Source organism: Cohnella sp. CFH 77786 (assembly GCF_019400745.1).
Taxonomy (GTDB): Bacteria; Bacillota; Bacilli; order Paenibacillales; family Paenibacillaceae; genus Cohnella.
The window spans coordinates 265,961-277,973 of sequence record NZ_WJIB01000008.1 but is presented as its reverse complement, the minus strand read 5'-3'; the positions used below and the strand labels follow the sequence as shown (position 1 = coordinate 277,973).

General features: G+C 60.2%; 11 protein-coding genes. 4 read left to right on the top strand and 7 right to left on the bottom strand.

All coding sequences use genetic code 11. The features are described 5' to 3' along the window. Window positions 1-18: 18 nt before the first annotated feature. The 4 genes from GE107_RS26590 to GE107_RS13740 are packed head-to-tail and all read right to left on the bottom strand — an operon-like array spanning window position 19 to window position 4,672. Window positions 19-216 (bottom strand): hypothetical protein, encoded by a 198-nt coding sequence (locus GE107_RS26590; RefSeq protein ID WP_255570484.1) that lies wholly within the window; start codon window positions 214-216, stop codon window positions 19-21. Then, window positions 170-1,318: a nucleotidyltransferase family protein gene (locus GE107_RS13750; RefSeq protein ID WP_219640533.1), complete on the bottom strand. Its 1,149-nt coding sequence runs from the start codon at window positions 1,316-1,318 to the stop codon at window positions 170-172. Before GE107_RS13750 ends, GE107_RS26590 begins: the two co-directional genes overlap by 47 nt. After that, entirely contained in the window at window positions 1,315-4,197 is a 2,883-nt protein-coding gene (locus GE107_RS13745; protein ID WP_219640532.1) for a 1,4-alpha-glucan branching protein domain-containing protein, read from the bottom strand. Before GE107_RS13745 ends, GE107_RS13750 begins: the two co-directional genes overlap by 4 nt. Beyond that, window positions 4,103-4,672 carry a DUF4912 domain-containing protein gene (locus GE107_RS13740; RefSeq protein WP_370636413.1) on the bottom strand — a complete coding sequence of 190 codons (570 nt, stop codon included), beginning with the start codon at window positions 4,670-4,672 and terminating at the stop codon, window positions 4,103-4,105. The genes GE107_RS13745 and GE107_RS13740 overlap by 95 nt, the downstream gene beginning before the upstream one ends. 138 nt (window positions 4,673-4,810) lie before the next feature. Between GE107_RS13740 and GE107_RS13735 the strand changes: the two genes are divergently transcribed. Then, window positions 4,811-6,844 carry a glycoside hydrolase family 15 protein gene (locus tag GE107_RS13735; protein ID WP_219640531.1) on the top strand — a complete coding sequence of 678 codons (2,034 nt, stop codon included), beginning with the start codon at window positions 4,811-4,813 and terminating at the stop codon, window positions 6,842-6,844. Window positions 6,845-6,859: 15 nt separating this feature from the next. Continuing rightward, window positions 6,860-8,068, top strand: coding sequence for a glucose 1-dehydrogenase (locus tag GE107_RS13730; RefSeq protein ID WP_255570458.1), 1,209 nt, complete (start codon window positions 6,860-6,862; stop codon window positions 8,066-8,068). Between the two features lie 30 nt (window positions 8,069-8,098). Here the strand turns inward: GE107_RS13730 and GE107_RS13725 are convergent, their stop codons facing one another. Beyond that, window positions 8,099-8,674 (bottom strand): TetR/AcrR family transcriptional regulator, encoded by a 576-nt coding sequence (locus tag GE107_RS13725; protein ID WP_255570457.1) that lies wholly within the window; start codon window positions 8,672-8,674, stop codon window positions 8,099-8,101. A 161-nt stretch (window positions 8,675-8,835) separates the two neighbouring features. Between GE107_RS13725 and GE107_RS13720 the strand changes: the two genes are divergently transcribed. After that, entirely contained in the window at window positions 8,836-9,180 is a 345-nt protein-coding gene (locus GE107_RS13720) for a DoxX family protein (RefSeq protein ID WP_219640530.1), read from the top strand. A 136-nt stretch (window positions 9,181-9,316) separates the two neighbouring features. Continuing rightward, window positions 9,317-10,150, top strand: a complete 834-nt coding sequence (locus GE107_RS13715; RefSeq protein WP_219640529.1) for a pirin family protein — start codon at window positions 9,317-9,319, stop codon at window positions 10,148-10,150. A gap of 28 nt (window positions 10,151-10,178) precedes the next feature. On the opposite strand, the gene GE107_RS13710 is transcribed toward GE107_RS13715, so the two are convergent. Further along, on the bottom strand, window positions 10,179-10,778 hold the full coding sequence (locus tag GE107_RS13710) for a Uma2 family endonuclease (RefSeq protein ID WP_219640528.1): 600 nt from the start codon (window positions 10,776-10,778) through the stop codon (window positions 10,179-10,181). Between the two features lie 108 nt (window positions 10,779-10,886). Beyond that, window positions 10,887-11,999, bottom strand: coding sequence for a glycoside hydrolase family 88/105 protein (locus tag GE107_RS13705; RefSeq protein ID WP_219640527.1), 1,113 nt, complete (start codon window positions 11,997-11,999; stop codon window positions 10,887-10,889). Between the last annotated feature and the right edge of the window lie 14 nt (window positions 12,000-12,013).

Sequence of the window (12,013 nt, the reverse complement as noted above, 5' to 3'; positions counted from 1 at the left end):
TTTCCCGTTCAGGCTTTCTTAGGGGATCGTTCCCTCCTGGATCAGCCGGATCAACGCATCGTATCGGTTTTGATCCTGGAGCATCTCCTGCAGCTTCGCCCCGTCCACAACGCCGAGCGATTGGATCCGGCCGTTCCGGTAATGAAGGCGGAAGGTGCCGTCGCCTTCATCATGGGAACAGAATAGAATCTGTTTCGATTCGATCGGAATCAGCATATAACCATCCTTCCGTCTCCGTCTTCGGAATCTGCTGAGCCTCCGGAAGGGGAACCGGACGACCGCCGATGACCGCCCCGTTCCCGATTACGGTGCCTTCCGGGACCCGGGCGCCGCTGCCGGCCCGGATTCCGCTGCAAAGCACGGAGTCGCGGACGTCCGTGTAAGCGGCCAACCGGTTGCCATCCCACAGGATCGCGCGCTCCAAACGACAACCGCGTTCGATCCGGTTCCCGCTGCCGATCACCGCATAGGGACCGACCCGGGCTTGCGTCCCGATGCTCGTGCCTTCGCCGATGAACGCCGGCCCTTCTACGACGCAGCCGGGTTGCAGCCTGACGCCGCCGGCGACGTATACCCCGGGTAGGATTTGCCGCGCCTGGATGTCCATCCGGATGCGTCCCTCCAGCATGTCGTACTGGCTGCGAACGTATTGCCGGATGGTGCCGATATCCGACCAGTAGGCGTTGCTCGTATACCCGTAGATCGGGATTCCCTTCTCCAGCAGCTCGGGAAAAAGCTGCCGGCTGAAATCGTAGGCCGACGCTTCGGGGATCCAATCCAACACCTCCGGCTCCATCACATAAATCCCCGTGTTCACGGTGTCGCTGAACGCCTGTTCCGGAGCCGGCTTCTCCAGGAAACGGACGATTCGTCCCTCCGGACCGGTCAGCACGATGCCGAAAGCGCATGGCTCGGCGACCCTGGACAGCATCAGGGTCAAAGGGGAGTTCCGGGTCTCGTGAAAGCGGACGAAAGCGGACAAATCGACGTCGGTGAGCGCGTCCCCGCTGACGACGACGAACTGCTCGTCCAGGAACGCGCGCGCGTTCTTCAAGCCGCCCGCCGTCCCGAGCGGAGCGGTCTCCGCGAAATAACGGAGCCGCACCCCGAACCGGCTGCCGTCGCCGAAATAATGCTCGAGGGCTTCCGGCCGATAATGGGTGGTTACCGCGATATCGCAAATGCCATACCTGCGCAGCAGCAAAATCGTATATTCCATGCAGGGCTTGCCGAGCAGCGGAACCATCGGTTTCGGCAGCGAACCCGTGAGCGGAAGCAGCCGCGTGCCTTTGCCGCCGGCCAGGATGACGCCTTTCATACGGAAACACCTCCTCTGGGATCGGGAATGGGATAGAGACGCGACAGGCGCTCCGCCAATACCGGCATATCGTACATTTCCCGCGTTTTCCGGTAGGCGCGGTCCGCCATGGAACGGGCACGGTCGGGATTGAGCAACGTCTCCGCCAAATGCTGGACAAGGGAATCGACATGGCCCGGCAGCGCTTTGAAGCCGTCTTCGCCGTGATCGATGATCTCGGCGAGGCCGCCCGTGTCGGATACGACGAGCGGCGTTCGGTGACGGATCGCTTCCAGGGCGACGATGCCGAACGGCTCGTACAGGCTGGGGACGACCGCCGCATCGGCTGCTTTCAGCCATGCTTCCTTGACAGAAGCGTCAACATGGCCCAGAAACTTCACCCGGTCTCCGTAAGGAGCTGCTTGTTCCCGCAGCTGCGCTTCCATCGGGCCCGCCCCGGCGATGACGAATCGGGCGTCCGGCACCTGCGCGAGAACGTGAGGCACGGCGTGCAGCAGGACGTGCACGCCTTTCTCGAAGACGAGCCGGCCGACATAGAACACCGTTGGCCCTTCCTTCACCACGAAGGTTTCAACCGTTTCCGTACCCGCATCCATATCGATTCCGTTCGGAATGATATGAATCCGCGATTCCGAGGGCTCAAACAACCGCCGAATTTCATCCGCCATGTGGCGGCTGCAGACGACGATTCGGTCCGCCTCCGCAGCCATCCAGGATTCCAACCTGTGAATGCGCCGCTGCAGCTCGCTCTCGATCCTTCCGCCGGTGCGGCCCCACTCCGTCGCATGGAAGGTGGCGACAAACGGCAGTCCGAAGCTGCTTTTCATTTCGCTTGCCGTATAATAGACCATCCAATCGTGAGCGTGCACGACATCGATGCGACCGCCTGCCTCCAGCCACTGCAGGAGATGATCGATCATGGCGAGGTTCATTTCGAACATCCAGTCCCAGAAATCGGTCGGCCCGGAGGCGACGACCGGCACCCGGTGAATGCAGACCCCTTCGCTCAGCTCGAAATAAGGCGAGCCGTAATGGGCGGTCGTCACGACATGAACCGCTTCGCCCCGGCGTGCCAATGCTTTGGAGAATTCGTACACCGAGCGGGAGAGCCCGCCGACATTGTGCGGCGGGTATTCCCAGGCCAACATGAAGACGTTCCTTCGCCCGCGTGTCTGTTCCTGTACGGCCAGCCACTGTGCTTCCGTCAGAATCGACACGGGGGAGAGGGGAAGAACGGACGCGAATTCCTCGAACCGGAGATCCGGGAATAGAGGCGATGCGCGTTCCAGTTCGGCGAGGTACGCCGGATCCGGTTTGTCCCGCTCGACGGCTTCGCAAAGGCGGCCAAACCGTTCCAAATGCCCTTTCGTCCTTCGCACCGCGTATTCGACGACCGTTCCCCCGTCCATGATGAACGCCCAATCGCTGCTTTGAGCCAACATCAACTCCCGGGCAGCCTGGTTCAGTGTGCGGCGAACCCAAGGAGAAAGCGCGTCCCGGTCGGCCATCGCCCGGTAATGGGTCGCAAGGCGGATCATCCGTTCCTCGGCTTGATGCAGATAGCGGTATATCCAATCGTTGCCGCCCTGCAGCCACACTTCCGCGGACGCGTTGCGCCCCCAGCTCGATTCTTCGATCCGGTCCGCCCGGACGGTCGTCTGTCCGGCCAAATATTCCGAAGGCAGAACGAGCCGGACGCGAGAGGACTCCCCGCTCAGCATGCGGCAGACCGTCTCCAGCCACTCGGGGCCTTCGTGCCACCAGTGGCCGAACAGCTCGGCATCATAGGGAGCCGTGATGAGCGGGAGGCCGCCCGTCCGGTTCAACGCTTCCTCAGCCTGCCGCTCGCGGCAGCGGACGAAATGTTCGGCGTGCGCGCGGACTTTGGCGGCTGCCCGCTCGGGGTCGTAAGGCTCCTTCCGGTCCTCGCGGCCGGTGATCCGGTAATATTTGATGCCGGTGTTGACGCGCGTGCCGTCGGCCAGGAGATAAGGGCGGATGTAGCCCCACGCGGATTCGGATTCCCATCCCAAATCCCAGCCGATATCCCGGTAGTATTCCCGGTAATCCTCGTCCCCCGGGTATCCTTCCGCAGCGCTCCACACCTGAAGAGAGGATTCCGGGTCCCGGGGAAAGACGGCGACTCCGTGCCGCGTGAGGCGCGGGACGATCAGGCCCTCTTGGAGGGGCGGGGAGGCGTAACGCACGCCGGCCGCTTCCACGAACGTATAAGAGATCCCGAGCTCCTTCAGAATCCGGTCGATTCCGCTGGTATATCCGCATTCGGGCAGCCACATGCCGGAGGGACGCCGGCCGAAATGCCGCTCGTAGTCCCGGACGGCCGTGGCGATCTGCGCCCGGATCGCTTCTTCGGTTTTGCACAGCGGAAGAAAGGCGTGGGTAGCCGCCGACGTGACGATTTCCGCGAAGCCGCGCCTCTGCAAGTCGGCGAAACGCGGAATCAGCTTCATCTCCATGCCGAGGTACAAGGATCGCAAGGAGCGGAACCGCTCCGCATACCGGCGGGCGAGCGGCAGGAAGACCGGATCGTTCGCCAGACGGCCGGTTTCCTTGTCCGCCAGCTCGATCAGGCGCTCCAGATGGTTCAGGAACCTGCCCTGCATAAGGGGGTCTTCCAGCATGGCAAGCAACGTCGGCGTCATGCCGAGCGTAAGGCGGAAGCCGGGGCATTCGCCGGCCAGCCGTTCCGCCATGTCCAGCAAAGGAAGGTACGTCTCCAGCATCGATTCGTAAAACCAGCGTTCTTCCAGGTAATCGTCGCGGTCATGATGGCGGATATAAGGCAGATGCAGGTGGAGGACCAGCATCAGGCAACCGCAGCTTGCGCCCCCCGGTTTCTTCTTCGGCGGCAGACTCATCGAACAGGTACACTCCCTTGCGCATCGCTTGGGCATAAGCCGTGAAATTGACCGGCCCGCCTGCCGGTTCGGCCGCATCGGGAACCGAATCCCGGGGGGTCACGACAACATTCGAACGCAGCAGCGGAACGAATTGCCGATGGATCGAATACGTGCCGAAGTCGGCCGTATACGTTATTCCCGGCTGAACGCCATGTATGTACCAGTTAACCGCTTCCGGCGTTGTCTCGATATCGAAATAGCCGTTCGCGTTATGTCCGTCGAAATAGACGCACGTCGTATCGTAGAGCCGGATGATTTTGGGCATCGTTCCCCAAGGGCAGCCGAAGTGGCGCTCGGTCAGATTTCGTCTCCGGCTGCCGACCTCCCAGTACAGATACAGCGATCGGGCGTTCTGAACCATCAAATGGAGCAGATCGGCGCCGGATCGGCCGTACTCTGCTCGAGCCGGGCTCCGCCGGTCGAAATGGGACACGGCTCATGGCTCCTTGTCTTCGTCTTTTGTTTACAAATCATGACCGAAAATACCGCCGTTTATGCGGAGCGGTGAGCGCGCATCTTCCGCCATTTTCCGGGCATTCTAGAACGAAAACAGCGGGAAGGCGGTGCGCGCGTGCCCAGAGATCTGCCGATCGGCAACGGCAATGTCCTTGTCAACTTCGATAGGAACTATAATTTGCGCGATATTTATTATCCTTACGTGGGCATGGAAAATCATACGTTGGGAGAAATTTGCCGCTTCGGGGTGTGGACGCCGGAAGGGTTCGGCTGGACGGACGATCCGGAAGTCCGAAGACAAGCGGCTTATGTGGAGGATTCCCTGGTAACGGAGGCGCGGTTCCGCCACGAGCGCCTGGGGTGGGAGCTGACGCTCCGCGATGCGGTCGACGCCCGCGACAACTGCCTGATTCGCCAAGTGACGGTTCGCAACGTTTGGGCGAACGAAAGAACGTTCAAGGTGTATTTTCATCTCGACCTGGATATTTACGGCTCGTCGTACGGAGACACGGCGTACTATGACCCGGATTTGCGCTCCCTGATTTTCTACAAAGGCAAACGGTATTTCTCCCTTTCCTGCCGCTCCGAGAACCCGTCGTCCGCGGATCCGAGCGGATTTGCCACCGGAAAGAAAGGCGTGGAAGGACTGGAAGGAACATGGAGGGACGCCGAGGACGGAAGGCTCGAGCGCAACCCGATTACGCAGGGCTCGATCGACGGCACGATCGAGATGACGCTTCGGGCCGCCGGCGGAAGCCAGGCGAAAGGTTGGTTCTGGATCGCCTTCGGGACCAGCATCAAAGAAATCGATCGCCTGGAATACGGCATCCGGCGCGAAGCTTCGCCGGACGCGTTCCTGGACCGTACGACGGCGTATTGGAGGGAGTGGCTGCGCAAGGACCGTCACGAGCTGGGGCTGCTCCAACCGGAGATGGCTTCGTTGTACAAACGAAGCCTGCTGATCATCCGCACCCATTTCGACAACCGGGGCGCCATTATCGCCGCGAACGACGCGGATATGCTCAAGTTCGCCAAAGACACGTACTCTTATATGTGGCCAAGGGACGGCGCGCTCATTTCCCATGCCCTCGACCGGAGCGGGTACGCCGACCTTACGGCTCTTTTTTTCCGGTTTTGCCGTACCTCCCTGTCGACCGACGGGTACATGATGCACAAATACAATCCGGACGGATCGGCGGGCTCCAGCTGGCATCCGTGGATCGATGCCCGGGGCAACAAGCAGGTTCCCATCCAGGAGGACGAGACGGCCCTCGTGCTGTTCGCCTTGTGGCACCATCATCAAATGGGCGGGACCCTCGACCGCTCCAAAGAGGATTACGAGCGTCTCGTTCAGCCCGCCGCGGACTTCCTCGTCCGCTACCGCAGCGGATCGGGGCTGCCGCTGCCTTCCTGGGACCTGTGGGAGGAACGGTACGGCGTCATGGCTTTTACCGTGTCGACCGTGTACGCGGGGTTGCTTGCGGCAGCCAGCTTCGCCCGTTGCCATGGGGATCATACGCGAGCCGGGAAGTACCAGGACACGGCGGACAGCGTCAAAACGGCCGTGGAGAACGAGATGTACTCGCCCGAGCTGGGGCGGTTCGTCCGCGCGCTCTACTGGAACGAACAGAAAGGCATGTACGAGCCTGATTTGAAGCTCGACGCCAGCTTGTACGGGCTGTTCGACTTCGGGTTGTTCGCGCCCGATGATCCGCGCATCGAACGGACGATGAGGGATCTGTATCTGGCTCTCTCCGTCAAGACGGAAGTCGGAGGCGTGGCCCGCTACGAGAACGACTATTACCACCAGGCGAGTCAGGATCTGGCGAACGTGCCGGGCAATCCGTGGTTCATCTGCACGCTGTGGTACGCGGAGTGGCTCATTGCCGTCGCACGGACGGAGCAGGATCTGGAGCAGGCCGCTTCGTTCATTCTGTGGGCGAACCGCCACTCGCTGCCGTCCGGCGTGATGGCGGAACAGATCCATCCGTATACCGGGGAGCCGCTGTCGGTGTCCCCGCTCGCTTGGTCGCACGCTTCTTACGTCAAAGTCGTTCAGGAGTATTTGTCGAAGCTGAAAAGCTTGCGCGATCGTCCGAAGCGGGAGCAGGATACGCCGGACATGAAGCTGCTTGCGGCTGCTCCATAAAGGAGATGAGCTCATATGAACACCGGTCATGAAGCCGAGATGAAAGCCGCCAAAGTCATCCGCATGAACGCCGGCCGGCAAATCGCCGTTGCCGGCCACCGGAAGCCGGAGCTCGAAGGGCCGTCCGACGTCCTCGTCCGCATCCTGTGCGTCGGTTTGGACGGCACGGATAAGGAAATCATCACGACGCCGTACGGCTGGCCGCCGGAAGGGGAGGACGAGCTGGTTTTCGGCCATGAGATGCTCGGAGTCGTAGTCGACGCGGGGAAGCAGGCCGGTCTGCGCAAGGGCGATCTCGTGACGATGATCGTGCGCCGGCCGTGCCACGACCCCGCCTGCGTCAATTGCCGGAACGGACGCGCGGATTATTGCCAGACGGGAGCCTACACGGAGCGGGGAATAAAAGGCGCGCACGGCTGCCTGACAGAATACGTGAAGGACGAGGACCGGTATTTCGTTAAAATTCCGCCGGCCTGCATGGCCTACGGCATGCTGGCGGAACCGCAGAGCATTCTCGAGAAGGTGTGGGATGAGGTGCAGCGCATCCAGCAGCGCTTGGTCTGGGAGCCCAAGCGCGCGCTCGTGCTGGGCTCGGGGCCGCTGGGGCTGCTGGCCGCATTGACGGCGCGGTGCCTGGGACTTGACGTCCACGTGTGGTCCATGGACGACAAGACGAGCCCGGAGGCGCGGATTGTCGAGCGGATCGGCGGAACGTACCAGCAAGCGCCGTCCCCCTCATCGGCCAGCGGGGAGGCCGGCCGGGAAGGTCCCGCCTCCCTGACCGATTATGTCAAACGGCAACAAGCGCCGTTCGATCTGATCTGGGAGTGCACGGGCTTCAGCCCGCTGGCGTTCGAAGCGATGAGCGCGCTCGGGCCGAACGGGGTGCTCGCTCTGCTCGGCATTTCATCCGGCGACCGGAAGGAAGACGTCCCGGCCGATCAGCTGAATTTGGGCATGGTGCTGCATAACAAGTGCGTGATCGGTTCCGTCAACGCGGCCCGGAAGCATTTCGAAACGGGGATCTACCGGCTGCAGCAGATGGAGGAACGGTACCCCGGCATCTTCCGGAGCATCGTGACGGAGAGGATTACGCTTGCGGATGTGCCAAACATCGATTTCGGAAAAGTGAAAATCAAAACGCTCGTCGACATCGTCCCGGAAGACCGTTGGGCGGAGATGGCGAAAGCCGCCTCCGAAGCCGCCTACAGCTTCTCCGTGTAGCGATTCGGATAACGGCGGCGATGCCGAATCTCAAACCAGCACAGCCATCCCTTGCAAGATATAGGGCATGGCTGTTTTGATATATTTCTCGGCCGGGAGCGTACTGTTCTGCTGCCAATCCGTACACGCCCCGTAAATCTCCCAACTGAGCAGAACCGACCATATTTTAAGCTTTTCTTTTTCGACGGCAAGGTTCTGATTGGTGAGCAGGAGGTAAAAGAGACCCTCCAGGTCTTTTTTGATTTTGTTTTCGATGATCGGACGGAACGACTCGTAGCTCTTTTTCCATTGAACGCTTAGTTCTTTTTGGAATCGGGTAATCGCGAGGAACACATTGGCGACCGTATCTTCATTCAGTCGGTCGTGGCAATTTAGGTGTTCATGCATGTTTTTGAAGAAAGTATCGGTCAGGACGGCATCCAGCAACTCGTATTTGTCCGCGAAGTGCGCATAGAACGTCGCGCGGTTTACGGTCGCGGCATCGGTGATGTCTTTGATCGAAATGCTGGCGAAATCTTTGGTCTTCGCGATCGTCATGAACGCGTCTAAGATCAGCTTCCTCGTCCGTAATATCCGCGGGTCGACCTTCTGTTCCGGCTGCATCATTCGGAGTTCCTCCCAAGTTAAACAACATTTGATATCCCATTGTTGCGTAAGCCACAGAATGCCAAAACTGACGATTGTGGTCCGAACGGTCTTCGAATACACTCAATTATACAACAGGTGTTGTGTAAGCGAAAGGTGTAAGAAAGAGGAGGGGACGGATTATGGAAATTGTCAGTTGGATTTTGCAGGGGTTGTTGGCCGCGATGTTCATCATGGCGGGGCTTGGGAAAGTTTCGGGCTCGAAAATGCACCGGGATTCTTTCGATCATTTGCGGCTGCCTCAATGGTTTCGCGTCGTGACGGGTCTGGTTGAGCTGGTTGGCGCGGCGCTGCTGATCGCCGGCTATTGGCAAACGGATTTCGCGATGGCAGGAGCCCTGGTGCTGGGCGTAACGGCGATCGGCGGAACCCTGGCTCATTTGCGGGTGAAGGACGGCTTCAAGCAAACGTTCATGATCGTGCTGCTGGGGATCGTCTCTTTTGTTTTGGTCGGTATCGTCTCCTAATCACGGGCGGGGTGAAACTCATGCTGGACCAAGTCATCGCCCCTGGAGCACTTTAAGAGGATAAGCATTCTCCGACGGCCCTTTCCCTTCGTTCGCAGGAGGAAGGGTCGAGTTATCGATAAGGGGGCACGTAAACGTGTTTAAACGGGAAATTATCGATCGCAAGGACGTCGTGCTTCGTCCAGTCAGTCCGGTGCACGCGGCTGCACCCGTGCTCGAACCGGGACTTTGGGAGAAGAACGATCCGTTTCTGGTCATGATGGAGGATCGGTTTCAACAAGGGGCGTTCGACGTTCATCCGCATCGCGGCATGGAAACCGTTACATTCGTGATCGATGGAGCCATCGAGCATTACGACAGCCATACGGGAGAACGCGGCGTGCTTGGACCCGGGGATGTTCAATGGATGACGGCGGGGAGCGGCGTCGTGCATAACGAGGTTCCGCCGCAGGGCGTCACGGCCCACGTGCTTCAGCTATGGGTCAATCTGCCCCGCGACAAGAAAATGACGACGCCGCGCTATCAGAATTTGAAGGGCGCGGATATGCCCGTAAGGCAAGAGAAGGGCGCGAAGATCCGCGTCTTTTCCGGCTCGTCACGGGGCGTCGTATCGGAGACCCTCAACCATGTTCCCGTCACGATGGTGGAGGTGAACGTGGAGCCCGGCGTATCGGTTTCGCAAGATTTGCCCGGCAGCTATCAGGGATTCCTCTATATTCTGGAAGGAAGCGGAGTGTTCGGCCGCAATGAAGTGAAGGCTTCGAAAGGCCAGGTCCTGCGGCTCGGCGAAGGCCGGGAACCGGAAAGCGAAATCGGGATCGCGGCGACGGCTCCGCTGCGCCTCGTTCTATTCGCGGGGGAACCGCTCCGGGAGCCGGTTGTGGCCCGAGGGCCGTTCGTCATGAATACGGAAGAGGAAATCCTCCAGGCTTACCGGGACTTCCGCGAAGGTACATTTTTGAGGAGTTAAGACTTCTGCGCCGGTGATCGTACCCTCGTCAATCCCGGATGTCGGGAATGGCGGTCCGAACTTCCTCCATCGTGAACGATACGCAAGGGAGGCGCTCGGAACGAACGGGCTCGTCCCCGGCGAACACGTCCAGCAAATCGTACGCGCCGGAGTCGGTCAATACGTACTGCTCCAGCGTCCAACTTGCGGGATCGATAATCCAGTATTCGGGAATCCCGTATTTGGCGTACGTGTTCCGCTTGCCGACCTTGTCCCTGCGGATCGAGGAAGGGGATAGAATTTCGGCAACCAAATCGGGAGGACCTTCGATTCCGCGCCGGGTCAGCAAGGAAAGCCGGCTGCGATGGAGGACAACAAGATCCGGTTGGCGCACTTCCCGGTCGGATAGGATCAAGTCGATGGGCGCGTCCAAAATGATATTATCCCGATCGCAGGTTTGCGTAAGCTTAAACTGGATACGGTGGCTGATCAACTGATGCAGGGTGGAGGCGCTGGGAGACATGAGCTCGAGGAAGCCGTCCACCAGCTCGTACCGGTTGCCGTCCTCCGGCAGGGATGCGTATTCGCCGTACGTCATCGGGGTTTCCCGGATGATGCCGGGTTTCTTCTCCTTTGTCACCAAACTCATCTCCTAAGCTTTGATGGCTGGTTCATGTTTTCATTATATCAAAATATGCAAGAAACAGCGGCCGTCCGGGAATGGAATCCCGTGTCGGCCGCTGCTTTGCGCTTCAGCTTAATTCCCGCTTATCATCAATTCCTGCATCTCCACGCACGCCATCACGAAAGCGCCGACGCCGTGCAGGTCGTTCTTGCTGACCGGCCGCGTGACGTAATTCTCGTAATCGCCCGCGGACGTTCCGATGCAGATATCGGGCAGCACGAGACGGCCCCGCTCATCCTGCTCCAGCCGCGCGATGAGCCCCCGATAACCGCGAACCGCCGCTTCCGCGCCTTCGCTTCCGAGCACCCCTTGGCGGACGGCCTTGGCCGCCGCATAGACGAACAAGCTGGTGCACGACGTTTCCAGCCAATTGTCCGGACGGTCGCCTTTGTCGACGACCTGGTACCACAAGCCCGTCGCCGGATCCTGGTACCGGAGGATCGCGCGGAGCAAGTCGCGTTGCACCTCCGCGAGCTCGGCCCGTTCGGCCTCCCGTCCCTCCGGCAGCAGATCGAGAAATTCCGCAAGCGCGAGCGCGTACCATCCGAGGGAACGTCCCCAGAACTCCGGGGAACAGCCGGTTTCCGGATCCGCCCACGGCATGCGCCGGCTCTCGTCCCAGGCGTGGTAGAACAGTCCGGTCCTGCCGTCGCGCATATGCCTCCGCATCAGCTGCTCTTGCAGCAGGATCAGATCCCGCAATCCGTCTTCGTCCCCATACACGTTCGCGTACCGGAGGCCGAACACGCCGCCCATGTACAAGCCGTCCAGCCACATATTATACGGGTACTTGTCCTTGTGCCAGAATCCGCCCTCGCTCGTCCGGTTCAGCGTGGCGAACAAGCCCTTGAGCTTATCGGCAGCGGCCCGGTATTTGCGCAGTCCGGTGCGTTCGTAGAGCCGGAACAGCAGCAGTCCGGCTTGGATCGCGTCCAGCTCGTCCCGTATGAACAGGAAATTGCCGCGCTCGTCCACCAAGCCGTCGACGTAGCCCCGGATGAACGAGTCGTAGCGGTCGTCCCGCGTTTTCTCCCACAGTTTCTCCATTCCGCACAGGAACACGCCCTGATGGTAGTGCCAGCGGCCGGCAGGCGGAAGCTGCAGCGGCTCGTAAGCGTTCATAAGCGAATCGCACGCGGCCGTAGCCCAATCGATCGGAAATTTCGTAACTTGTTCTCTCGCCATCTCCATTTTCCTTT

Excerpts from the sequence above, each read along its gene's own strand:
- GE107_RS13730 (WP_255570458.1), top strand. The coding sequence starts at position 6,860 with ATGAACACCGGTCATGAAGCCGAGATGAAAGCCGCCAAAGTCATCCGC.
- GE107_RS13710 (WP_219640528.1), bottom strand. The coding sequence starts at position 10,778 with ATGAGTTTGGTGACAAAGGAGAAGAAACCCGGCATCATCCGGGAAACC.
- GE107_RS13720 (WP_219640530.1), top strand. The coding sequence starts at position 8,836 with ATGGAAATTGTCAGTTGGATTTTGCAGGGGTTGTTGGCCGCGATGTTC.
- GE107_RS13725 (WP_255570457.1), bottom strand. The coding sequence starts at position 8,674 with ATGATGCAGCCGGAACAGAAGGTCGACCCGCGGATATTACGGACGAGG.
- GE107_RS13750 (WP_219640533.1), bottom strand. The coding sequence starts at position 1,318 with ATGAAAGGCGTCATCCTGGCCGGCGGCAAAGGCACGCGGCTGCTTCCG.
- GE107_RS26590 (WP_255570484.1), bottom strand. The coding sequence starts at position 216 with ATGCTGATTCCGATCGAATCGAAACAGATTCTATTCTGTTCCCATGAT.
- GE107_RS13745 (WP_219640532.1), bottom strand. The coding sequence starts at position 4,197 with ATGAGTCTGCCGCCGAAGAAGAAACCGGGGGGCGCAAGCTGCGGTTGC.
- GE107_RS13705 (WP_219640527.1), bottom strand. The coding sequence starts at position 11,999 with ATGGCGAGAGAACAAGTTACGAAATTTCCGATCGATTGGGCTACGGCC.